Annotated in this window: 21 protein-coding genes and 1 tRNA gene; 13 read left to right on the top strand and 9 right to left on the bottom strand. The window is 71.9% G+C overall.

Going from position 1 to position 21,335, the window contains the following annotated elements; genetic code table 11:
• Positions 1 to 70: 70 nt before the first annotated feature.
• Both QNI14_RS01795 and QNI14_RS01790 read right to left on the bottom strand, forming a co-directional pair.
• Positions 71 to 1,459 (bottom strand): hypothetical protein, encoded by a 1,389-nt coding sequence (locus QNI14_RS01795; RefSeq protein WP_283714471.1) that lies wholly within the window; start codon positions 1,457 to 1,459, stop codon positions 71 to 73.
• Positions 1,456 to 1,818, bottom strand: a complete 363-nt coding sequence (locus tag QNI14_RS01790; RefSeq protein WP_283714470.1) for a PadR family transcriptional regulator — start codon at positions 1,816 to 1,818, stop codon at positions 1,456 to 1,458. Before QNI14_RS01790 ends, QNI14_RS01795 begins: the two co-directional genes overlap by 4 nt.
• A 106-nt stretch (positions 1,819 to 1,924) precedes the next feature.
• Between QNI14_RS01790 and QNI14_RS01785 the strand changes: the two genes are divergently transcribed.
• Genes QNI14_RS01785 through QNI14_RS01760 form a run of 6 tightly spaced genes read left to right on the top strand, consistent with a single transcriptional unit; the run spans position 1,925 to position 8,787 of the window.
• Positions 1,925 to 2,692, top strand: coding sequence for an SDR family NAD(P)-dependent oxidoreductase (locus QNI14_RS01785; RefSeq protein WP_283714469.1), 768 nt, complete (start codon positions 1,925 to 1,927; stop codon positions 2,690 to 2,692).
• 8 nt (positions 2,693 to 2,700) lie between these two features.
• Positions 2,701 to 3,318 carry a TetR/AcrR family transcriptional regulator gene (locus QNI14_RS01780; protein ID WP_283714468.1) on the top strand — a complete coding sequence of 206 codons (618 nt, stop codon included), beginning with the start codon at positions 2,701 to 2,703 and terminating at the stop codon, positions 3,316 to 3,318.
• Positions 3,308 to 4,084 carry a hypothetical protein gene (locus tag QNI14_RS01775; RefSeq protein ID WP_283714467.1) on the top strand — a complete coding sequence of 259 codons (777 nt, stop codon included), beginning with the start codon at positions 3,308 to 3,310 and terminating at the stop codon, positions 4,082 to 4,084. Before QNI14_RS01780 ends, QNI14_RS01775 begins: the two co-directional genes overlap by 11 nt.
• 8 nt (positions 4,085 to 4,092) lie before the next feature.
• Entirely contained in the window at positions 4,093 to 5,355 is a 1,263-nt protein-coding gene (locus tag QNI14_RS01770) for an aminotransferase class III-fold pyridoxal phosphate-dependent enzyme (protein ID WP_283714466.1), read from the top strand.
• Between the two features lies 1 nt (position 5,356).
• On the top strand, positions 5,357 to 6,484 hold the full coding sequence (locus tag QNI14_RS01765; protein WP_283714465.1) for an MFS transporter: 1,128 nt from the start codon (positions 5,357 to 5,359) through the stop codon (positions 6,482 to 6,484).
• Positions 6,463 to 8,787: a glycoside hydrolase family 3 protein gene (locus tag QNI14_RS01760; protein WP_283714464.1), complete on the top strand. Its 2,325-nt coding sequence runs from the start codon at positions 6,463 to 6,465 to the stop codon at positions 8,785 to 8,787. The genes QNI14_RS01765 and QNI14_RS01760 overlap by 22 nt, the downstream gene beginning before the upstream one ends.
• Here the strand turns inward: QNI14_RS01760 and QNI14_RS01755 are convergent.
• Positions 8,784 to 9,407, bottom strand: coding sequence for a TetR/AcrR family transcriptional regulator (locus tag QNI14_RS01755; protein WP_283714463.1), 624 nt, complete (start codon positions 9,405 to 9,407; stop codon positions 8,784 to 8,786). The two genes, QNI14_RS01760 and QNI14_RS01755, sit on opposite strands and share 4 nt — an antisense overlap.
• A 54-nt stretch (positions 9,408 to 9,461) precedes the next feature.
• Between QNI14_RS01755 and QNI14_RS01750 the strand changes: the two genes are divergently transcribed.
• Genes QNI14_RS01750 through QNI14_RS01740 form a run of 3 tightly spaced genes read left to right on the top strand, consistent with a single transcriptional unit; the run spans position 9,462 to position 12,531 of the window.
• The gene (locus tag QNI14_RS01750; RefSeq protein ID WP_283714462.1) at positions 9,462 to 10,136 is read left to right on the top strand and encodes a class II aldolase/adducin family protein; all 675 of its coding nucleotides are present in this window, start codon (positions 9,462 to 9,464) and stop codon (positions 10,134 to 10,136) included.
• A complete protein-coding gene (locus QNI14_RS01745; RefSeq protein WP_283714461.1) occupies positions 10,133 to 10,963 on the top strand; it encodes an aminoglycoside phosphotransferase family protein in 831 nt (276 codons plus the stop codon). The genes QNI14_RS01750 and QNI14_RS01745 overlap by 4 nt, the downstream gene beginning before the upstream one ends.
• On the top strand, positions 10,960 to 12,531 hold the full coding sequence (locus QNI14_RS01740) for a glycerol-3-phosphate dehydrogenase/oxidase (protein WP_283714460.1): 1,572 nt from the start codon (positions 10,960 to 10,962) through the stop codon (positions 12,529 to 12,531). Before QNI14_RS01745 ends, QNI14_RS01740 begins: the two co-directional genes overlap by 4 nt.
• A 49-nt stretch (positions 12,532 to 12,580) precedes the next feature.
• On the opposite strand, the gene QNI14_RS01735 is transcribed toward QNI14_RS01740, so the two are convergent.
• The 4 genes from QNI14_RS01735 to galU form a co-directional block, all read right to left on the bottom strand.
• A tRNA-Ala gene (locus QNI14_RS01735) sits at positions 12,581 to 12,653 on the bottom strand.
• A gap of 51 nt (positions 12,654 to 12,704) precedes the next feature.
• Complete coding sequence (locus QNI14_RS01730; protein WP_283714459.1) at positions 12,705 to 13,733, bottom strand: large exoprotein; 1,029 nt, start codon at positions 13,731 to 13,733, stop codon at positions 12,705 to 12,707.
• A 54-nt stretch (positions 13,734 to 13,787) separates the two neighbouring features.
• Positions 13,788 to 14,411, bottom strand: coding sequence for a GNAT family N-acetyltransferase (locus tag QNI14_RS01725; protein WP_283714458.1), 624 nt, complete (start codon positions 14,409 to 14,411; stop codon positions 13,788 to 13,790).
• Positions 14,412 to 14,433: 22 nt separating this feature from the next.
• Entirely contained in the window at positions 14,434 to 15,309 is an 876-nt protein-coding gene (galU, locus tag QNI14_RS01720; RefSeq protein WP_283714457.1) for a UTP--glucose-1-phosphate uridylyltransferase GalU, read from the bottom strand.
• Between the two features lie 57 nt (positions 15,310 to 15,366).
• Here galU and QNI14_RS01715 point away from each other — a divergent pair, with 57 nt between their 5' ends.
• The 3 genes from QNI14_RS01715 to mscL are packed head-to-tail and all read left to right on the top strand — an operon-like array spanning position 15,367 to position 16,739.
• Positions 15,367 to 15,954, top strand: a complete 588-nt coding sequence (locus QNI14_RS01715) for a 5-formyltetrahydrofolate cyclo-ligase (protein ID WP_283714456.1) — start codon at positions 15,367 to 15,369, stop codon at positions 15,952 to 15,954.
• 24 nt (positions 15,955 to 15,978) lie between these two features.
• Entirely contained in the window at positions 15,979 to 16,260 is a 282-nt protein-coding gene (locus QNI14_RS01710; protein ID WP_283714455.1) for an FmdB family zinc ribbon protein, read from the top strand.
• Positions 16,261 to 16,295: 35 nt separating this feature from the next.
• Positions 16,296 to 16,739, top strand: coding sequence for a large conductance mechanosensitive channel protein MscL (gene mscL, locus QNI14_RS01705; protein WP_283714454.1), 444 nt, complete (start codon positions 16,296 to 16,298; stop codon positions 16,737 to 16,739).
• Between the two features lie 6 nt (positions 16,740 to 16,745).
• Here the strand turns inward: mscL and QNI14_RS01700 are convergent, their stop codons facing one another.
• Together QNI14_RS01700 and QNI14_RS01695 are read right to left on the bottom strand one after the other, a co-directional pair.
• On the bottom strand, positions 16,746 to 16,931 hold the full coding sequence (locus QNI14_RS01700) for a hypothetical protein (protein ID WP_283714453.1): 186 nt from the start codon (positions 16,929 to 16,931) through the stop codon (positions 16,746 to 16,748).
• Positions 16,921 to 20,613 carry an AAA family ATPase gene (locus QNI14_RS01695; protein ID WP_430539225.1) on the bottom strand — a complete coding sequence of 1,231 codons (3,693 nt, stop codon included), beginning with the start codon at positions 20,611 to 20,613 and terminating at the stop codon, positions 16,921 to 16,923. The genes QNI14_RS01700 and QNI14_RS01695 overlap by 11 nt, the downstream gene beginning before the upstream one ends.
• Positions 20,614 to 20,812: 199 nt before the next feature.
• On the opposite strand from QNI14_RS01695, the gene QNI14_RS01690 reads away from it, so the two are divergent.
• Positions 20,813 to 21,322 (top strand): methylated-DNA--[protein]-cysteine S-methyltransferase, encoded by a 510-nt coding sequence (locus QNI14_RS01690; protein ID WP_283714452.1) that lies wholly within the window; start codon positions 20,813 to 20,815, stop codon positions 21,320 to 21,322.
• The last annotated feature ends 13 nt before the right edge of the window (positions 21,323 to 21,335 follow it).

Below are 21,335 nucleotides of genomic sequence, written 5' to 3'. Positions count from 1 at the left end.
GCTGCGGCGGGTCCCGGGTCTCTCAGACCGCGAACACCGGCATACCTCGCCGCATGGCGCGGCGGGTCATCTACGCCACCTGACTCACGGCGAACCCGCCCGCTGAGCTCCGACGCCACGGCAGCACGAGGACGACGAGCGCGAGCACGGGGGTCGCGAAGGCAAGCATCGGCGTGAGCGCCAGGCCCAGGACGAGCGTGTAGGCGAGCGCGATGGCGAGACCGACACCGACGCGGATGCCGGCGGCGGAGCCGTATCCGGTGCCCAGCGGCATCCGCACGACGATCCACCAGGCGAGCGCGAGACCGATCGCCGCTGCCGCGCTCACCCACCCGATCGTGATGTCGCCGCTGCCGGACGTGACCAGATACTCCGTCGCGATGATGACGAAGCCGGTCGCGGCGGCGACCACCGGGATCCAGACATCGCGACCGGGACGCCTGCGCGAGCGGCGGAGCACGACACCGAGCGCGACCAGTGCAGGGATCATGCTGACGGCGAGGATGACGATGCCCTCCCGCATCGCCACCGTGTCGTCCCCCCGCGCCGTGGGCGACCACGCCGCGCCGGCGAACGCCCAGGCCATCCCCACCGCACCACCGGCGAACGCGATCCCGGCGAGGACGCGGCTGAGGGCCGCCCCGCCCACCGAGGAGTGCGATGCGACGGGCACCGGCGCGGGCGCCGCCGGCGCGATGGCATGAGGTACGTCACGACGGACGCCTCGCACGCGGGGCAAGGCCGCGACGACGAGGACGACGATCGCCACGACCGCGGTGGTCCCGGGCGAGAAGAAGACGAACGCCCCCGTGACCGGGGCGGCGATGATCGCCACGACGATCGCGAGGAGCCGTGCCGCACGCCCGAGACCCACGCGTCGAAGCGCGGGGGCGATGAGCAGGGCGAACGCGATCGTCGTCAGCAGGACGCCGGCGCCCGCGAGTGGCACCGTCATCCCGGCCAGCCCCGTCTGGGGCAGGCCGGCGTCCGCAGCATCGAATCCCTGACTCCACCCGATCCCGGCGAGCCCGCTGCACACGCCGGCGAAAGCGAGGAACACGATCGCGATCAGCGCCGCACCGTCGCGGAGAAGGGCGACGGCGCGCAGCAGCGCGACGAGGGCGATTCCGGTCGCCGCAGGCGCGACACCTGTCATCGCGAACAGCATCGGCTCATGGAAGACCTGCCCGCCGCCGGTGATGAACAGGATGCCGATCTGTCCCGCGGCGGTCGCGAGGATCGCGAAGGATGCCGCGACGATCGCTGCCGTCGCACCCAGACGAGCGCCCAGGCCGTGGACGATCGCGGAACGCGTCTCGGCGCCGGTGGGTCCCGCGCGTCCGGTGCGCTCGGCCTCGTCGAGCATCATGGCGACCAGTACGTCGCCGTGAGCACGGCGCCACGAGCGGGGGTACCAGGCCAGCAGGCGACGGAACCGTCGCTCGTCTGCCCCGCTCATGCGGTCGCCGTCCGGCCGAAGCCGGGCTGGACCGCGGGACGACCCACGGCGCGCAGCCGCTCGCGCGCCACGCGGGCCTGGTGCTCGAGCGCGGTGATCTCCACCTCGAGGGCCGCGCTCCCAGCATCCTCGATCGCGAAGTACCGCCGCGCGCGACCGCCGACGACCTCTTCGCCGTCGGCCCGGATCAGTCCCTCCCGCTCGAGCCGCTCGAGCGCGGCGTAGAGGGTCGTGACCTTCATCGCCGCGCGCCCGGACGAGGCGGCATCCACCTCTCGCAGGATGTCGTAGCCGTGCCGTCGTCCGCCGGCGAGCGCCGTGAGGATCCAGAAGCCCGTCGGGCCGAGAGTCGATGCCATGCGTCCTTCATACTCCATTGACGGGCATATTTCAACGATTGATTCTTTACGGGCCACGGGGGCCTGGCCATACTGAGTTGGTCAGTTGAACAACTCGGAGGTGGGCATGGCGGTCGTCATCACGGGAGCGAGCTCCGGCATCGGTGCGGGCTTCGCGAGGAGGTTCGCCGAGCGGGGTCACGACCTCGTCCTCACCGCCCGGCGCGCCGAACGGCTCGAGGCCCTCGCGACCGACCTGCGCGCGACGCGCGGCGTCGACGTGACCGTCATCCCCGCCGACCTCACCGACCCGGCGGCGCCCGCTGCGCTCGCGGCGGCCGTCGCGGAGCGCGGCATCCGCGTCACGGGACTCGTCAACAGCGCCGGCTTCGGGACGGCCGCCCGGTTCGCCGATGAGGACGACGCCCGTATTGCCGCGGAGCTGCAGGTCAACGTCGTCGCGCTGACGCTGCTGAGCCGCGTCTTCCTGCCCCAACTCATCGAGACGCGCGGCGTGCTCGTGAACATCTCGAGCACCGCGGGGCATCAGCCGCTCCCCGGCCTCGCGGTGTACGGCGCGTCGAAGACGTACGTCACGACGCTCACCGAGGCGATCTGGCAGGAGACCCGCAGCACCGGGCTTCGCGTCCTCGCGCTGTGCCCAGGGCCCACCGAGACCGAGTTCTTCGAGGTCGCCGGCTCCGAGACGTTCAAGGTCGGCCGCAGCGTCGGTGTCGACGTCGTCCTCGACGAGGCGTTCGCGGCACTCGACCGCCGCGACCCCGGACCGGTGCACACCGTCGGTGCGGGAAACCGCGCGCAGGGACTCTTCGGCCGCATCTCGCCCAGGCGCCTTCGCCTGTGGGTGGCGGCACGGGCCGTCGGGGGGCACTGATGCGCCGGATGCCGCCTGAGCAGCGCCGCGACGAACTCATCGCAGCGGCGATCCGCGTGATCGCCCGTCGCGGCGTCGCCGGCGCCACGACCCGCGCAGTCACCGCCGAAGCGGACATGCCGCTCGGTGCGTTCAGCTACATCTTCGGCACCCAGGACGAACTGATGACGGCGGTGGTCGACACCGTCACCGAGCAGGAACGCTTCGCCGCGCAGGTGCGGGCGATCGACGGCACCTCGATGGTGACCGCACTCCGCAGCGGCCTCGACGGGTACATCGACCTGCTGAAGGCGCGACCCGACGACGAGCTCGCGCTGTTCGAGCTCGCGATCTGGGCGCGCCGGCGAGACCCCGACGGGCAGATGCGCGCACAGTGGGCGACGTACTTCCGCGCTGCCGAAGACCTGCTGCGGTTCGCGGCCGAGGTCACGGCGCACGAGTGGCAGACCCCGGTATCGGAGCTCGCGCGCGTGCTGGTGTCGTTCGCCGACGGCATCACGCTCGCGTGGCTCGCCGATCACGACACGGATGCCGCGCGCCGCACCGCCGCGTTCGCCGCCGAGGCCCTCGCCCGCCACGCCGCACCTCGAACCTCGCAGGAGAAGGAGTCCCGCCGTGCTGACTGAGACCGATGACCGCGTCCTCGCCGCGGTCAACCTGCACGCCGTCCTCGGCGCGCTCCCCCGCCTCGCGGAGCTCGCGCCCGAGGCGGCACCGCTGCTCGCCGGGCTCCCCGGGCCCGTGACGCTCACCGCGCGGATCGTGGGAGGAGACAGCGCCCGGTACGTGTTCCGTCCTGACGGCATCACAGCCGGCGGCGAGCCGACGGGCATGCGCGCCACGCTCGTCTTCACGTCGGCAGCCCACGCGAACCGGGTGCTCTCCGGTGCCGGGTCGTCGCCGATCCCGGTCGCCGGGCCCGGCGGCATCCGCTTCCTCACCTCGGTATTCACCCCGTTGACCGATCTCCTCAGCAGGTACCTGCAGCCGAGCGACGCCGATCTCGACGACCGGGCGTTCGCCGACGTGAGCCGGATGCTGCTGCTGGACGTGGCGGTCTCGGCGATCGCCGTCGTCGCGAACGAAGACCGTTCCGGGCGGTTCAGCGCGAGTCAGATGCCCGACGGGGAGCTCGACATCGCCGTCGGCGACGCACTCCGGCACCGGCTGCGGGTGAAGGGCCACCGGCTCGCCCGTGTGCCGGTCACCGACGCGGCACCGCGCGCGGTGTTCGGGTTCATCGACCTCGCCACTGCGGGCGACGTGCTCGCGGGCCGAGAGAGCGCACTCGCGTGCGTCGGAGACGGCCGCATCGCGATCCGCGGCTACATCCCGCTCGTCGACAACGCCAGCCGCATCCTCGACCGCGTCGGCCACTACCTCGGAAAGTGAACCTCCCGATGACCACGCCATACGTTTTCACCCGTAGCCTCGAGCAGTTCACCCGCGCGCAGCGGGTGATCCCCGCCGGCATCCCCGGGCACCTCGGTCCGACCGAAGGTCTGCACCTGCCCTACGACGGCTTCCCGAAGTTCGCCGCCCGCGCCGAGGGCACCCGGTTCTGGGACGTCGACGGCAACGAGTTCATCGACTGGATGTGCGCGTACGGGCCGAACGTCCTCGGCTACGGCGATCCCGACGTCGCCGCGGCTGCCGCCGAGCAGGCGAAGCGCGAGGACGTCACTTCGCTCCCGTCGACGGTGATGATCGACTTCGCCGAGCTGCTTGTCGACCAGGTGGCATCCGCCGATTGGGCGATCTTCGCGAAGAACGGCGGCGACACCACCACCCTCGCGATCATGACCGCGCGTGCGGCGACGCTGCGCAAGAAGGTCGTGTTCATCAAGGGCTTCTACCACGGGGTCGCGCCGTGGACGCAGAAACTCGACTACCCCGGCGTCCTCGAGGAGGACGTCGCGAACAACCTGTACGTCCCGTGGAACGACCTGGACGCCCTCCGTGCGTTGCTCGGTGCGCACCGCGGGCAGATCGCCGCACTGATCGCGACGCCGTACATGCACGGCAACTTCGTCGACAACGCGCTCCCCGCAGACGGGTACTGGCAGGCGGTGCGCAAGCTCTGCGACGAGCACGGCATCGTGCTGATCATCGACGACGTGCGGGCGGGGTTCCGGCTCGATCTCGCCGGCAGCGACCACTTCTTCGGCTTCGAGGCCGACCTCATCTGCTTCTGCAAGGCGCTCGCGAACGGCTACAACGTCTCGGCGCTCATGGGACGCGACTCGCTGCGCGAGGCGGTCAGCAGCATCACGTACACCGGCAGCTACTGGATGAGCGCAGTGCCGTTCGCCGCCGGCATCGCGACGCAGCAGAAGTTGCGCGAGCTCGACGCGCCGGCGCTGTTCGACCGGCTCGGCACCCGGCTCGTCGACGGCCTCGTCGCTGCCGGCGCCGATGCCGGGTTCGACCTCGTCGCCTCGGGTGCGCCGGCGCTGTTCTACCTGCGGGTCGCCGACCCCGCCGACTCGTTGATGCTGCATCAGGAGTGGGTGGCGGAGTGCGTGCGGCGGGGCGTGTACCTCACGTCGCACCACAACCACTTCCTCAACGCCGCGGTCACCGACGCCGACATCGACCGCACGGTCGAGGTCGCGGCCGAGGCGTTCGCAGTGCTGCGGCAGCGGCACCCGGAAGCGGCCTGACGTGGCCTCCCGCGGCACGATCCTCGCCGTCGCGACGACGTACGGCCTGCAGGGCATCGGCTATGCCGTCGTCGTGACGGCGCTGCCGGCGTTCCAGTCACGGACCGGATTGGATGCCACGGGCCTGTCGCTCGTGCTGCTCGGCGTGTGCGTGACCGCGGCGCTCGGCTCGCTCCTCGCCGATGTCGTCGCGCTGCGCGCGAGCAGCCGGCACGGGGTGCTGCTCGGGTTCGCGGTGCAGGCGGTGGGGTTGTGCGCCACGGCATTCGCACCGGACACGGTCTCGATCGCCGCAGCCGTCCTCCTCTACGGGCTCGGGCTGGGACTCATCGACGCCTCCTGCAACATGCAGGGCGTCCTCGTGCAGCGCGGGCGAGCGACGCCGCTGCTCGGCCGGTTCTACGCGACGGCGACCGGCGGCTCGATCGTCGGGGCGCTCGCGATGGCCGGGGTCATCGCGTCGGGGGCACCCGCCTTCGCGGCACTCGTGCTGGCGGCGGCACTGCAGGTCGTCTTCATCGTCGCGTTCGGGCGACTCCTGAGCCGCGAGCGCGCCGCCCGCACCGCGCGACGCGAGCGGACGACCCGCCTCGACGGGCGGGCGATCACGGTCGTCGGGCTGGTGATTCTGGCGGCGTTCACGGTCGATTCCGCGGCGAGTTCATGGAGCTCGGTGCATCTCACCGCCGTCGGCGCCGCGGCCGCCCTCGCCCCGGTCGGGTTCGCCGTCTATCAGGGCGGCGTGTTCGTCGCACGGCTCGTTGCCGACCCGGTGACGCGGCGCATCGGGCGACGGATGCTGCTCGGCACGGCGATCGTCATGGGCATCGCGGGCGGGCTCGTCGTCGCGTTCGTGCCGGTCCCCGCCGGCGCCATCGCCGGCTTCGCGATCAGCGGGCTCGCCGTCGGGGCGCTCGTGCCGCTCGCGTTCGGGCTGGCGGGCGCGGTCGACCCCGCGCGCAGCGACGAGGTGGTCGCCCGGGTGAACCTCTTCAACTACGCGGGCGCCGTGCTCGGCGCGGTCGGCGTCGGCGTGTTGACCGACGTCACCGGGTCGGGCCTCGCGTTTCTTCTGCCCGCCGTGCTCCTGCTCGCCGCAGTGCCGGCGTGGCAGCGCGCGACGCGATGACGCCCGACCTCGGGAGCGTGCTCACGCTGACAGCCTCCCTCACGCTGACGGAAAAGGCCGGGCTGCTGAGCGGCGCGGACGTCTGGCAGACGCGGGCCGTCCCGCGGCTCGGCATCCGTTCCCTCTGGATGGCCGACGGACCGCACGGCCTGCGCAAGCAGCGCGGTGACGCCGACCATCTGGGCATCGGCGAGAGCGAGCCGGCGACCTGCTTCCCGACGGCCGCGACGCTCGCCTGCGGCTGGGACCTGGAGCTCGCGGAGCAGATCGGCGCTGCGCTCGGGCGCGAAGCGGCGGCATCCGGTGTCGACGTCCTCCTCGGCCCCGGCGTGAACCTCGTGCGCGATCCTCGCGGCGGGCGGAGCTTCGAGTACTTCTCCGAGGACCCTGAGCTCGCCGGCAGGCTCGGTGCCGCCTACGTCCGAGGCGTGCAGGCACAGGGGGTCGCTGCGACGCCGAAGCACTTCGCGGTCAACAGCCAGGAGACCCGGCGTCTCACCAGCGACTCGGTCGTCGACGAGCAGACCCTCCGCGAGCTGTACCTCACGGCATTCGAAATCGTCGTGCGCGAGGCGGCGCCGTGGGCACTGATGACGGCGTACAACCGCGTGAACGGCGTGTACGCGCACGAGCACCGCGACCTGCTGACCCGCATCCTCCGCGAGGAGTGGGGCTTCGACGGCGCGGTCGTCTCGGACTGGGGCGGTACCGACGACCCGGTCGCCTCGGTCCGCGCCGGCGGCACGGTGCAGATGCCCTCGCCGGGCTGGGAGTCCGTGCGGCGGATCGTCGAGGCGGTGCAGCGGGGCGAACTGTCCGAGGCGGACCTCGACGCACGGGTGACCGAGGTGCTGCGACTGATCGATCGGACGTCGAACCGAGGCGCCGCGCCGATCGTCGACCTCGACGCGCACCACCAACTGGCCCGCCACGCCGCAGCGACGTGCGCCGTGCTGCTGCGGAACGAGGGCGGCATCCTCCCCCTCTCACCCGACGCGCGGGTGGCCCTCGTCGGAGCGTACGCCGAGACGCCGCGATACCAGGGTGCCGGCTCGTCGATCGTCACGCCGACACGGCTGACGTCCCTCCGGAGCGCCGCCGAGGGCGTCACCGCGTTCGCGCCGGGCTACCGGATCGACGGGACGACCGATGCGGCGCTCCTGGCGGCCGTGACGGATGCCGCCGCGTCGGCCGACGTCGTCGTCGTTGCCCTCGCCGTCCCCGCGGCGCACGAGTCCGAGGGGATCGACCGCCCGCACCTGCGACTTCCGGACGGACAGCTCGCGGCGCTGCGAGCGGCGGCCGCGACGGGCACCCCGGTGGTCGCCGTCCTCGCCGGCGGCGGCCCGGTCGAGACGCCGTGGCGTCACGAGGTCGCCGCGCTCGTCCACGGCCATCTCGGCGGACAGGCGGGCGGCGAGGCGATCTGGGACGTCCTCACTGGGCGCGTGCACCCGACGGGCAGACTGGCGGTCACGATGCCAGCCGGTGAGCTGTCGCCGGGCTTCCCCGCGACCGGCCGGGTCGCCCGGTACGACGAACGCCTCGGGGTGGGGTATCGGAGCGGCCGCGCGGCGGCGTTCCCGTTCGGGTTCGGGCTGGGGTACACGTCGTTCGAGCTGTCGGACCTCGAGGTGACACCCGACGGCGCCGCCGTCACCGTGCGCAATGTCGGCGCGGCCGCCGGCACCGAAGTGGTGCAGTTGTACATCGCGCGCGAGGGTCGCGCGACGCCCGAGCTCAAGGGCTTCGCACGCGTGAGGGTCGAACCCGGCGCCGCCGAGCGGGTCGAACTCCCGTTCACCGCTCGCACGTTCCGCCGGTTCGAGCGCGGTGCGTGGCGCAGCCTCGGCGGGGAGTGGGAGGTGCGCGTCGGGCGGCACAGCGCCGACCTGCCGCTGCGGGCCGTACTCGCGATCGACGGCGAGGACACGCCCGGCGGCGACACGGTCACGCGCGCGGCATCCGAGGAGGGCTGGCGTCCGCCGTTCGACCGGAACACGCCGCTCGATCAGCTCGTGCACTCCCCGAGCCCCCTCGTGCGACTGCTCGTCCGGGCGGTGCTGCGGCGCAAGGCACGTGCCGATCTCGCGACCGAGCCCGATCTCGACATCCAGTTCATCGCCTCGGCACCGCTCCGGACGATCCACACGATGACCGCCGCAACGAGCGAGGTCACCAACGCGGTCGTCCGCATCGCGAACGGCGCCGGCCTGCCCGCCTGGGGTGCGCTGCTCGTCGCGCTCGCACGGGGGCCGCTCCTCGAACGCCGCACCCGCCGCGCATTCGGGGCGGCTCGCTAGGCGCCGAGCGCGGCGCGCAGCACGCGCTCGATCTCGGCCAGCAGCGCTTCGCGCTCCGGCTCGGATGCCGCGAACGCGTCGCGCAGCACCGCGTCGGTCGCGGTAAATGCGACCCGCGCGACGGTTGCGACCCGCTCCGGGGGCGCGCCCTCGAGCAGCGCGAGGCGTCCGATGAGCACCTCGACCTTGGCCGCCATTCGGTGCCGGTGCGCGGCGCGCGCGGCATCCGCTTCGGCACCCGTGCTGACGGTGCCGAGCGAGCGCGCCGGCTGCTCTTCGAGGTACACCCCGGCGACGGCGCGGAGCACGCGCCCGACGGGATCGGGGCCGAGGTCGGCGCCCGCCATCTCGTCGATGACCGCGTCGAGGAGGGTTTCGAGCCGCGCGTGATACCGCGCGACGATGGCCGCCGTGATCGCCGCTCGGTCGGGCAGGTATTGATACAGCGCGCCCACGCTGACCCCCGCCTCGGATGCCACCCGTGGCAGGCTGATCGCCTCGACGCCCTCGCGCCGCACGAGGTCCTCGGCCGCCGCGATCGCCCGTGCCACCTTGTCGCGCGAGCGCGTCTGCGTGGGCACGCGTCGCAGCGCGACAGTGACGGCATCCGACTCGGGCATCTCGCTCCAAAATCAAACTTGACTTTGCTTACAGGTGGCCGCAACGCTAGCACCATGTCGACGACGTCACCGCACCTCCATCTGCGCCTCGCAGTCGCGGATGCCGCTCGCAGACTCGGTGAGGGCGGTCTCGTCGTCGGAACGGCCGGAAACGTCAGTGCGCGCAGCGGCGACGTCGTCGCGGTCACCGCGACCGGCGCAGTCCTCGCCGAGCTCACCGCCGAACAGGTGACCGTCGTCACCATGGGCGGTGACGTCGTCGAGGGCACGCTCGCGCCGACGTCGGAGCTCGGGCTGCACCTCGGCGTCTACCGCGCCGCGCTGCCCGAGCGCGTGAGCGCGGTCGTCCACAGCCATTCGCCCGCTGCGACGGCGCTCTCGCTCGTCCTCGACGAGTTGCCCGTTATCCACTACCAGCAGCTCGTCCTGGGTGGCGCGCTCCGAGTCGCGCCGTTCCACGCATTCGGCACCGCCGAGCTCGCGGCAGCGGTGGGGGCCGCCCTCGACGGCCGCCTCGCCGCGTTGATGGCCCACCACGGCGCCGTCGCGCTCGGTCCGAACCTGGCTGCCGCCGTCGAGCACGCTGTCCTGGTCGAGTGGCTGAGCGATCTCTATCTGCGCGCACAGGCGGCGGGCACGCCGCGATCGCTCGACGAGGCGCAACAGCTCGCGGTCATCGCCCACGCAACGCTGCTCGGCTACGGCTCGACGAAGCCGGTCCCGGCATGATCGCGCAGCTCGGGGCGCTCGTCGCGAACGGCCGCACGGCGGACGTCTACGCGCTGAAGGGCGGCCGCGTCGCGAAGCGGTACCACGACGACTGGCCCGATCACCTCATCGACCGCGAGATCGGTGACTCGCAGACCGCGTACGACCTCGCGCTCACCCCGATCCGCTGTCACGGCCGCGTCGAGGTCGAGGGCGGCCGCGCGGTCGCCTTCGACCGCATCGACGGACTTGCACTGACGACCGTCGCCGAGAAGAACGTGCTGCGCATGGGTCGCGTCGCCCGGGCTCTCGCCGCCGAGCACGCCCGCATCCACCGCGCCCGCACCGACGCCTTCGTCGACGTGCGCACGGTCGCCGCCGACCTCATCGACACGCCGCCGCTGGCGCCGCTCACCCCCGCTGAGAAGGCCGCCCTGCGCGACCACCTCGCGTCGCTCCCCCGCGGCGACCGCCCGCTGCACCTCGACTTCCACCCGATGAACGTCTTCGAGCACGCCGGCGGCCGCGCGACGATCGACTGGCAGTCGACCGCGGTCGGCGACCCTGCCGCCGACGTCGCGATGACCCGGCTGCTGTTCACCGAGGCCGAGCTCTTCCCCGGCGCCTCGAAACTGCAGCAGCTCGTCTACGGTGCCGCGCGCGGCGCGATGGGCCGCGGGTACCTCCGGGAGTACCAGACACTCACCGGCATGACGACCGCGGCGATCGACCGGTGGGCGACGACGGCGCGCGTGCTGCGACTGGGACTGCTCGACATCGCGAGCGAGCGCGAGACGCTCCTGCGCGGCATCCGCAATGGCCTCCACGTCGAGGAGCCCGCCCGGTGACGACCACGATCACCCGCGACGCGCTGACGGATGCCGGTGTCGTCGACGTCCTCGTCGTGGGCGGCGGCATCACGGGCGCGGCGATCGCCCACGAGGCGGCGAGCCGCGGACTGTCGGTGCACCTCGTCGAGCGGGGCGACTTCGGCGCGGCGACCTCCGCCGCGACCGGCAAGCTCATCCACGGCGGGTTGCGGTATCTGCGGAACCTCGAGGTCGGGCTCGTGCGCGAGTCGCTCGCGGAGCGGCGGATCCTCTCGACGATCGCGCCGGGGCTCGTCTCCCCCATCGGCATGGTGCTCCCCGATCCGGGGCTCGTCGAGAAGCTCGGGTTGACCGTCTACGACCTGCTCTCATTCGACCGGAACCGCGTCGCCGCGAGCCACCGGATTCCTGCGCACCGGTCGCTGTCCGCCGACGACCTCGACGACCGAGGGCTCGGGCACCTGCGCCGCGGCATCCTGTTCCACGATGCCATGATGCTCTCGCCCGAGCGGCTCACCCTCGCCTTCGTGCGCTCGGCGGTCGCCGCGGGCGCCCGGGTCGCGAACTACGTCCGCGCGGACGAGCTGCTCGTCCGCCGCGGGCAGGTCGTCGGCGCCGCGGTCACAGACCTCGTGTCGGGTGCGAGCACGCACGTGCGGGCCCGCGTGACGGTGAACGCGAGCGGCCCGTGGGCGCGGGACCTCCTCGCCGCGCAGGCGGGGACGAAGCGCGCTGCGGGTGATGCACCGCCGGTGCGCTCGGAGGGGATCTACCTGGTCACCCGCCCGCTCACCGAGACGATGGTGCTCACCGTCTCTTCGGGCTCGCACTTCAGTTTCGCGCCGTGGCGCGGCCGCACCCTCATCGGCCCGACCGAGACGCCGTACACCGGCGAAGTGGACGAGTGGCGTCTCACCCGCGCATCGATCGAGCGGTTCGTCGCCGATATCAACGCGACGAGCAAGATGCCCGTTCGACTCTCGATGGACGACGTCCTGGCGGCGTACGGCGGCCTGCGACCGCTCACCGAGTCCGGCACCGGGTCCGGTACCGACACGTATCGCGCCTCGCGATCGTCAGAGCTCGTCGACCACACGCGTGAAGGCGCACGGGGGCTCGTCACCGCGACCGGCGGCAAGTACACGACCGCACGCGCCTTCGCGCAGCGGGTCGTCTCGCATCTCGGCCGCACCCTGGGCACGCGGATCGCGCCGAGCCGGACCGCGCACTCACCGCTCGACGCGTCGGCTCCGGTGGACGCGTCGACGTCGACCCTGCTCGACCGGCTGTACGGGACGGATGCCGCCGCCGTGCGCGCCATCGCGGCCGAGGGCGGCCGGCTCGCGGCATCCGCCACCGACGACGGCGAGGTGCTCGCGCAGGTCGCGTTCGCGGCCCGCCACGAGGCGGTCGTGCACCTCACCGACATCCTGCTGAACCGCACCGGCATCGGCCGCCGCGGCGACCCCGGCACGCACGTCCTCACCGCCGCCGCCGACATCGCGGCCGCCGAGCTCGACTGGTCGTCCATCCGCCGCGCCGCCGAACTCGACGCCGCGATCGCCGCCGTCCGCCTCCCCGACTGAGCACACGGGGCGCACGAAAAAGCCCCCGCATCGCGGAGGCTTTTCACCGTGGACCTGAGGGGATTCGAACCCCTGACCTCTTCATTGCGAACGAAGCGCGCTACCAACTGCGCCACAGGCCCAAGAGCATCAACACTATCACGCACGGACTCTGCCGAACGACGTCGGCAGGGTCACTCACCGACGGCGCGACGCTCCAGCAGACGGCGCACGTGCGCCTCGATGTTCTCATCGCTGGCGGGTCCGCTGAAGGCGGTCTCGGCCGTCCGAGTGCGGCGCGCCGTGTCGATCGACGGCGGCGCGGCCTGGGCGACGCGCTCGCGCATCGCCTCCTCCACGCCGGCCCGGCGGAGCGCCTCACGCGCTGCGGCTCCGTCGAGGACGGCGGCGGCACGCGACCCCGCGGCGGCGGTCAGCGGCTGCGGCAGGGAGCGCGGCATCCAGCCGATCTCCTCGGCGACGAGTTCGACGTCCTGCACGTCGCGGGCGACCCGGACGACCGGCTCGGCGACAGTCGCGACAGCCGCACGCCGCGCGACCGCGCGCATCTGACCGAGCATCGCGAGGCTGGCGACGAAGACGACGGATGCCGCGACGAGCACCGTCCAGCTCACGGCCGTGACGGCGAGGTACACACCCCAGCCGGCGGCGGCCAGCGACGCGAACGCGACGATCGTCGCGACGAAACGGACGCGACGACGCGCGCGGGCGCGACGGGCAGCCGGTGCGGCCTTCGCGGCGGCAGCTTCGGCGAGCACGCGCTCGCGGGCGACGGCGGCTTCGGCACGGGCGCGGGACTGCGCGGCGGCGGCTTCGGCACGAGCCTGCTGCGCGGCGGCGGCGGCGGTCTCGGCGGCGCTCCGGCGTTCGGCGCGGGCGAGGTCGCGATCGAGGGCGGCCTGGGCCTTCGCCGCGGCCAGTTCGGCGCGGGCGGCCTCGAGGCCGACGCTCTCCTGCTCGGCCTGCACGCGGCGCGCGAGACGCTGCTGGGCGAGGGCCGTGCGAGCGTTGAGCTCGAGGCGGACCTCATCGGGGGTCTCGCTGGTCTGGGCGAGGACGCGCAGCGCCTGATTGAGGCGGACGGCGTTGCGCTCAGCCGCTTCGTACTGGTGACGTCCATGCCACGACGGCAGCAGATAGACGAGCCACAGGAGCACGGCGACGAGCACGACCACGCCGCCGCCGAAGACCTGCTCACCCATGCCGCCAACGGTACGGTTCGCGGCCCGCGCGGCGCGGCATCCGTCCCGCGTGTCTCAGGTTCTGGTTGAAGGTGAAGAAGGTGACGGGTCCGTCGGGACCCCGCCGGTGATCCAGCGGTGCAGCACGCCCTGCGGCACGTCTTCGCGCACGAGTGCGAACGCGTAGTGGTCGCGCCAGTCACCGTCGATGTGGATGTACCGTCGGCGAAGCCCTTCGTACCGGAACCCGAGCTTCTCGACGACCCGCAGGCTCTTCGCGTTCTCGGGCCGGATGCAGATCTCCATGCGGTGCAGGCGCAGCTCGTCGAAGCACAGGTCGGTCGCGAGCGCGACCGAGGTGGGGGTGATCCCCCGCCCCGCGAACCGCTCCCCGACCCAGTACCCGATGGTCGCCGACGACAGCGACCCGCGCGCGATGCCCCACACGTTCAGCTGCCCGGCGACCTCGCCGTCGTATTCCATGACGAGCGGGATGCCGGTGCCGTCACGATGCTGCTGCAGCAGGCGCCGCACCCCGGCCCGCATGTCGAGCGACACCGGGCCGTCGGGGCTCGTCGCCTCCCACTGCTGCAGCCACGGTCGGTTCTGCAGCAGCTCCGTCTGCAGTGGCTTCGCATCGCGCGTGCGGATGAGCCGGATCGAGATCGGACCGTGGGCCCGCACGACGGACCCGTCCATCGTCACCCGCGCACGCCGGACCTCACAGGTCGGCGGCGAAGTCCTTGATCCAGGGGCGCAGTTCCTTGCCGAGGTCGTCGCGGTCGACGGCCAACTGCACGATCGCCTTGATGTAGTCGGCGCGGTCGCCGGTGTCGTAGCGACGGCCGCGGAAGACGACACCCAGCACGCCCTCGCCAGCGGCGAGCTCCTGCAGTGCGTCGGTCAGCTGGATCTCGCCGCCCTTGCCGGGCTCGGTGCGCTCGAGGATGTCGAAGATGCCCGGGTTCAGCACGTAGCGGCCGATGACGGCGAAGTTGGACGGGGCGTCCTCCTTCTTGGGCTTCTCGACGAGGCCGGTCACCTTGACGACGTCGGGGTCGTCGGTCGCCTCGACGGCCGCGCAGCCGTAGAGGTGGATGCTGTCGGGGTCGACCTCCATGAGCGCGATGACCGTGAGACCGGATGCCTCGTTCTCGGCGAGCATCTTCTCGAGCAGCACGTCGCGGGCGTCGATCAGGTCGTCGCCGAGGAGCACCGCGAAGCGGCTATCGCCGACGTGCGACTTGGCGCGGTATACGGCGTGGCCGAGGCCCTTCGGCTCGCCCTGACGGACGAAGTGGATGTCGGCGAGGTCGGTCGAGTGCTTGACACGGTCGAGCTTCTCGAGGTCGCCCTTCTTCGCGAGGTTCGACTCGAGCTCGGGCACCGAGTCGAAGTGGTTCGAGATGTTGTTCTTGTTGCGCCCCAGGATGATGAGCACATCGTCGATCCCGGCGGCCACGGCCTCTTCGACGACGTACTGGATCGCCGGCTTATCGACGACAGGCAGCATCTCCTTCGGCATCGCTTTGGTGGCAGGCAGGAACCGGGTCCCCAGACCCGCGGCAGGAATAACGGCCTTGATGCGCTCAGACATGTTGCACACCCTACCGATTAGATGAGTCCTCCATGTGACGCGACCTAGAATCGGACTATGGACGGCATAGTCGACAACGAGAAGCGTGCACTGCGCGCCGAGTTGCGAGAGCGCCGTCAGCAACGATCCGCTGCCGCGCTCGACACTGCGGCGGCTGGCGTCCGCGAGCAACTCGACCGCCTGGTGGCCGAGCACGCCGTCCGGTCGATGTCGTGCTTCCTGTCCACGACGACGGAGCCCGGCACCCGTGAATTCATCGCCGCCGCCGTCGCGCGGGGCATCCGCGTCCTCCTTCCCATCACCCGCGCCGACGGCCTGCTCGATTGGGCCGTCGCCGAACAGGAGGGCGCGACCGCTGAAGGAATGTTCGGGATGCCGGAGCCCGTCGGCGAGCTGCTGAGCCCCGATGCGGTGAACGACGTCGACCTGCTCGTGATCCCTGCCGCGGCCGTCGACCGCAGCGGCATGCGGCTCGGGTGGGGCCGTGGCTACTTCGACAAGACGATCGGGTCGATGGAGAAGTGCCCGCCGGTCTACGCCGTGATCTTCGACTCCGAACTCCTCGACGAGGTGCCCAGCGAGGTGCACGACCAGCCGGTGACCGGCGTCGTGACGCCCACGCGGACGCTCGTCCTTCATCACTGATCCCGCTCGCACACAGAGGTCCTCATGCCCACCTACGCCTACGCCTGCACGCAGTGCGGCCACCGCTTCGACGCCGTGCAGTCCTTCTCGGATGCGTCCCTCACCGAGTGCCCCGAATGCGGCGGCGCGCTGCGCAAGCAGTACGGCTCCATCGGCGTGACTTTCAACGGCGGCGGCTTCTACCGCACCGATTCGCGCGCGTCGACATCGACGGGCGGCTCCGGCGAGTCCGGTGGCGGCGCTTCGAGTTCTTCGACATCATCGAAGTCCGGGGCATCCGCCTCGCCCGCCCCCGCGGGTTCGTAGTCCTCGGCCGACGGCCGATTTCGGGAAGGAACGCCATGCTCCAGGGCTTCAAAGACTTCATCATGCGCGGCAACGTCATCGACCTCGCCGTCGCGGTCGTCATCGGCGGTGCGTTCACCGCGATCGTGACCGCGATCGTCGACAGCATCATCAACCCGCTGGTCGCCCTGTTCTACCAGCCGAACGCGAGTGGCGAGGTCGGACCGGAGATCATCGGTATCTACGGCCAGAAGGTCGTCTTCCCGCTCGGTGACCTGATCACGGCTGTCATCAGCTTCTTCGCTGTCGCCCTCGTGGTCTACTTCGCGTTCGTCATGCCGATGAACAAGTGGAAGGAGCGCCAGGCCGCCAAGGCCGGCGTCGCAGACGAGGTCGTCCCGGCACCGACTGAGACCGAGCTGCTCATCCAGATCCGCGACCTCCTCGAGGCGCAGAAGGGCTCCACGCCCGCGAGGACTACGACGCCGCCGACCGCGTAACGCGCGTCAGTAGTGCGGCGGGACGTCGTTCCGCATGCGTTCGTCGTTCGGCCCGGACGCCCCTGTCTCCCCCGCGGGAGCGGGGGCGTCCGTCGTTTGCACGTCGGGCGTGGCATCCGTTCCGGGCACCGCCGTCAGCCGCGCGCGGCGGCTGCCGGGCACCCGCTCGATGCGCTGACGGTCAGTCGACATCGAGCGGCTGAGTCGACCCGTGCTCCGTCGGCGTCTCGGGCCGCACGCCGAGCATGCCGGCGACCCGCTGCGCGACCTGGGCGGGGTCATTGTAGATCTCGAACGGGTGTACGCGAACGTAGTGCCACCCCAATCTGCGAAGGATCTGCGGGCGGCGACGCAACGCCTCGCGCAGACTCTCGTGACGACTCTCCGGGTCGCAGTCCACCACGATCGCCTTGCCCTTGTACTGGGCGACGAGCGGCAGCTGCCCACCGCGGTAGTGCACGTCCACCGAGATCGCAAGGCTGCGCAGGTGCTGCGCGAGACTCAGCGTGAGTGGGTCTGCGAGATCTTCGAGTCGTGCCTCGCGGCCCCGGGCGGCGACGCTGCCGAGGATCGACATCAGCGTCGCGGCACCGTGGGTCAACCGTCCCTCGTCGAATGCGGACGGACGGATGGACGACACGATCACCATCGAGCGGCGCGCGCGGGTCATGCCGACGGTGAGCAGCCGCTCGCCGTCCGGCGTCGACAGGTCGCCGAAGTCGCTCAGCACCCGGCCGTGCTTGGTGAGGCCGAACCCGAGCGAGAAGATCACCCGGTCGCGGCTTTCGGCGACGGACTCTTCCAGGCCGAGCACCGCGAAGGGTTCCGCGGTCTCGCGGCCCACGAAGTCGGCGACATCGGAACGGCCGGCGAACGCGGCCGCGACGGCCGCACGAACCCGCTCGGCGTGTCTCTGCGAGGCGGTGACCACCATGAGCGACTCAGCGGGCCGGTTGATCGCGTGCTCGACGACGAGCGTGACGACGCGGGCCACCTCGGCGTCAGGGCTTTCGACCGCGCCGGTGTCGGGGTCGGGGGCGCCGGTGCCGCCTTCGACATAGTCGACGCTGAGACTCCCGCGGCCGAGGTACGAACCGGCCCACGGCAGCGAATCGATCCTGCCGTCGTAGAACGCGTCGTTCACGAGTGCCGCGAGATCTTCGCCGCCGGCGCGGTAGCTGCGGGTGAGAGTCTCAACCGGCAGCAGCTCCGACAGCCGCTCGAACAAGCTCACGTCGTCGAAGGGGACCTCGGGGTCTTCGAGGTCGTCGCCCCGCCCAGACCAGAGCCGGAACGGCGTCGGCTTCTGCGTCACGGGGTCGCCGAAGACGACGACCTGGCGGGCACGACGCAGCGCGGGCGCGGCTTCAGCGACGCACAGGGCTGCGGCATCCGCGATCACGACGACGTCGAACTCCGGGTGGTCGGGCACATGGGGAACCTCGTACGGCGAGGCGAGCCACACCGGCGCGAGCACGCGCATGAGAGTGGGAGCGGATGCCACGAGCTCGGCGGCCGACGCGGTGCCGCCACGGAGCGCGCGCTTGAGCGCCGACGCTTCGTGCGGCTCGTCGACGATGGCGATGCGCCACCGCTTCGCGAGCTCGGACGCGAGCAGCGGTCCGGATGAGCCGGCGTGCGCCTCGTCGACGAGGCGGAAGTCGCGTTCGAGGCGTTCCAGCACACCGACGTTCGCCCCGAGCAGTGCGCGGTCGGAGCGGAGCATCGCCTCGAGCGCGGAACGCCACCAGGCGAACTCGAACTCGGCCGCGACGTCCTGCTCGGGCACGTGCCGCGTGGACAGCTCGGTGAGCAGCGGCTCGAGGCCGAGCTGGGCGAGCTCGCCGCGCAGTGTCGCGCGCTCGACGAGGTTGTCGAAGACATCGGATGCCGCGGCGAGACCGGCGAGGGTTCGCAGCAGCTGCGGGATCGGGAGCAAGGCGAGCGGCTCGGTGCGGCCGAGCGCAGCGTCGAGTTCGGCGAGGTCGGCGTTCGCGCGCTGCCAGGCAGCCGCGACATCGTCGAGGCCGAGCGGCACCTCGGGGCTGACGCCCGCTTCGACGAGTCGCTGCCACTGCGTCCGCTGGTGCTGGACCTTGACGAGCGCCTCGTGCATGTCGGTGACGTGCATGCCGGGCCGCACGTACTCCTTCGACAGGCGGCGGAGCCGGCGGCGGTTGGCGCTCGTCATCGTGCTGGATTCGCGACGCGTCGAGTGGGCGGCGATGAGGTCGACAAGGGGTCGCTCGAAGACGGTGAGGCTGAAGCGGTCGAGCGACGCGCGGATGCCCTGCAGCAGTTGCACGTAGGAACCGAGCTCGGCGATCGAACCGAACGGCCGCATGCGCGTCTGCCCAATGAGCTCGTACCCGCGTTCGAGGATGCCGGGCACCTCGCTCCGGTGCAGCCGGCCGGCCAGTGCGTGCGCCGCGCGCGCCTGCTCGGTCGTCGAGAACGCGACGCCGTACCAGGGCGAGTCGTCGGGACCGAAGCGGAACTCCCCCAGCCGTGCCGCGGCGGACAGCGTCTGGGCCGCTTCGGCGCGACGGGTCGCGAGCCGCTGCACCGTCGCCAGATCGAACCGGGTTGTGGCGGTCGGCTGCGGCTCGTGCGCCGCGATGTCGGTCAACTGGCGGAGCGCCTCGAGCGGCGAGACGCCGACCGACCCGTGACGCTGCGTGAGCGCGGCGCGGTAGTCGCGCAGCACGGTGCGCAGGCGCACCAGTGCGTCGTCGACTTCGGAGACCTTGGGAGGCTCCGCCTTCTCGTTCCGGGCGATCGCGCGGATGAGGTCGCGGTGCAGGCGCGTCGGCGACACCGCGAGCCCGGGCAGGCCGACCCCGCCGAGCCGGTGCCGCACACCGTCGAGGGTGGACCGCCGCGCGCTCACGACGAGCACGCGCTTGCCGGCGCGGACGAGCTCGCCGACCGCGTTGATGACCGTCTGCGTGCCACCCGTCCCGGGCAGCGTGTGCACGGCGAGCGACTGGCCCTCGGTGATGCGCGCGAGCACCGCCTCCTGCTCCGCGTCCGCGTCGAGCAGGAGTCGATCGGATGCCGGCGAGCGGTCGTCCGAGCTGACCGTCCTCGGCTGCGGCCGGACGAACGAGAGCCGCTCGCGGTCGGCCGGGTGGCCGGCGAGCGCGTTCAGGACGGGGTGGTCGAGGTTTGCGGCATCCCGTTCCATATCGGATGCCACGTCCGCGAACGTCGACACGACGAGGCGCGGCAGCACCGTGAACGTCGGGATGTGCGAGGTCAGCGCACGCAGGTGGTCGATGACCGGCTGCGGCTGGAAGACACCGCCGTCGTAGGCGAGCGCGGCGAGCGCGGCACCATCGATCGAGATGCCGAAGTGGGTGCGCGCGGCCTGGACGAGCTCACGGTTGATGACGAAGCCACCGTGCAGGCGAAGGTCGAAATCGTTGTGGTGGCGGCGGATGGCGAGGGGGCGCAGCAGCACGGGCGCCGTGCAGACGACGCCGCCGATGCGCCACGACGCCATGCCGATCGCGAGGTGCACGGTGTCGAGACCGCGGGCGGTGCGGAGCTCGACGTCTTTGGAGGTGATCCGCTCGGCGGCGCGCCGCGCGGTGAGGAGGGCGACCTCGTCGCGGAACATGTTGGAGAGCAGGGTGGGGCGGCCGGTGATGAACTGCGGCAGGCTCCCGGGGTGCGCCTTGGTGATGTCGATGCCGGCGTCGCCCTCGTCGCGGTAGTGCAGCAGCGTCGACTCGCCACCGAGCTGTGCGGCTTCTTCGCGCAGGCGACGCTGCTCGGGCACGGCGGCGTGCATGACGACCACACCCGGGTCGGACAGGCGCACGTCCGCCGGGGTCACATCGGACGCGTCTTCGGCGCGCTCATCGCGCACAGCGTCACTCTCTGCTCGCCACACACGAGAACCCTACGCGCGCGGGGCCCGGGATTCCGGGAACGACCGCCGAGTTTCGCGGATCCTCGCGCGCCCGCGTTCGAGTGAGGGTTTCTCCCCAACGCCCGGAGCCGTCGCGTTCTCCCCTGCTCCCCGCGGCGGGACTGCGCGCGCCGTCGCAGCCGGTCATGATGAAGCCATGACCTCCGCAGCCTATGCCGTGCACCCGACGCCGATCGGCGACGCGCTCCTCGTCGCCACCGACGACGGGCTCGTCGCGCTCACGGTGCTCGATGGGCCCGTGTACGCAGAGATCGCCCGGTTGAGCCTGGTGCTGCACGCCGTGCCGGTGCCCGATCCGGATGCCGCGGCCGAGGTCGCCCGTCAGCTCGACGAGTACTTCGCCGGGACCCGGAGGGGCTTCGACGTCGAGCTGGACTGGCGACTCGTGTCGGGGTTCACCCGCCGGGCGCTCGAGGCGATCATCGACGTCCCGTACGGCGTGACCGCGTCGTACGCCGAGATCGCGATCGCCGCCGGCGCCCCCGGTGCGAACCGCGCGGTCGGCACTGCGTGCGCGCGGACCCCGTGGTCGATCGTCGTCCCCGCGCACCGGATCGTCCGCAGCGACGGGTCGATCGGCGAGTACGGCGGGCACCCGGAGCGGAAGCGGTTCCTCCTCGAACTCGAGGCGGGAGCGGACGAGTAGGCCGTCCGCTCCC

Origin of the sequence: Microbacterium dauci, assembly GCF_030065535.1 — a bacterium.
Taxonomy (GTDB): Bacteria; Actinomycetota; Actinomycetes; order Actinomycetales; family Microbacteriaceae; genus Microbacterium; species Microbacterium dauci.
Note: the sequence above shows the minus strand (reverse complement) of the source record. Positions and strands in the feature narration are given on the sequence as shown.

What these genes read in the sequence shown, in the direction of transcription:
- QNI14_RS01730 (WP_283714459.1), bottom strand. Translation starts at nt 13,733, where the DNA reads ATGGGTGAGCAGGTCTTCGGCGGCGGCGTGGTCGTGCTCGTCGCCGTG.
- QNI14_RS01700 (WP_283714453.1), bottom strand. Translation starts at nt 16,931, where the DNA reads ATGTCGACTGACCGTCAGCGCATCGAGCGGGTGCCCGGCAGCCGCCGC.
- QNI14_RS01745 (WP_283714461.1), top strand. Translation starts at nt 10,133, where the DNA reads ATGATCGCGCAGCTCGGGGCGCTCGTCGCGAACGGCCGCACGGCGGAC.
- QNI14_RS01755 (WP_283714463.1), bottom strand. Translation starts at nt 9,407, where the DNA reads ATGCCCGAGTCGGATGCCGTCACTGTCGCGCTGCGACGCGTGCCCACG.
- QNI14_RS01790 (WP_283714470.1), bottom strand. Translation starts at nt 1,818, where the DNA reads ATGGCATCGACTCTCGGCCCGACGGGCTTCTGGATCCTCACGGCGCTC.
- QNI14_RS01795 (WP_283714471.1), bottom strand. Translation starts at nt 1,459, where the DNA reads ATGAGCGGGGCAGACGAGCGACGGTTCCGTCGCCTGCTGGCCTGGTAC.
- QNI14_RS01690 (WP_283714452.1), top strand. Translation starts at nt 20,813, where the DNA reads ATGACCTCCGCAGCCTATGCCGTGCACCCGACGCCGATCGGCGACGCG.
- QNI14_RS01710 (WP_283714455.1), top strand. Translation starts at nt 15,979, where the DNA reads ATGCCCACCTACGCCTACGCCTGCACGCAGTGCGGCCACCGCTTCGAC.
- QNI14_RS01770 (WP_283714466.1), top strand. Translation starts at nt 4,093, where the DNA reads ATGACCACGCCATACGTTTTCACCCGTAGCCTCGAGCAGTTCACCCGC.
- galU (WP_283714457.1), bottom strand. Translation starts at nt 15,309, where the DNA reads ATGTCTGAGCGCATCAAGGCCGTTATTCCTGCCGCGGGTCTGGGGACC.
- mscL (WP_283714454.1), top strand. Translation starts at nt 16,296, where the DNA reads ATGCTCCAGGGCTTCAAAGACTTCATCATGCGCGGCAACGTCATCGAC.
- QNI14_RS01725 (WP_283714458.1), bottom strand. Translation starts at nt 14,411, where the DNA reads ATGGACGGGTCCGTCGTGCGGGCCCACGGTCCGATCTCGATCCGGCTC.
- QNI14_RS01750 (WP_283714462.1), top strand. Translation starts at nt 9,462, where the DNA reads ATGTCGACGACGTCACCGCACCTCCATCTGCGCCTCGCAGTCGCGGAT.
- QNI14_RS01715 (WP_283714456.1), top strand. Translation starts at nt 15,367, where the DNA reads ATGGACGGCATAGTCGACAACGAGAAGCGTGCACTGCGCGCCGAGTTG.
- QNI14_RS01780 (WP_283714468.1), top strand. Translation starts at nt 2,701, where the DNA reads ATGCCGCCTGAGCAGCGCCGCGACGAACTCATCGCAGCGGCGATCCGC.
- QNI14_RS01785 (WP_283714469.1), top strand. Translation starts at nt 1,925, where the DNA reads ATGGCGGTCGTCATCACGGGAGCGAGCTCCGGCATCGGTGCGGGCTTC.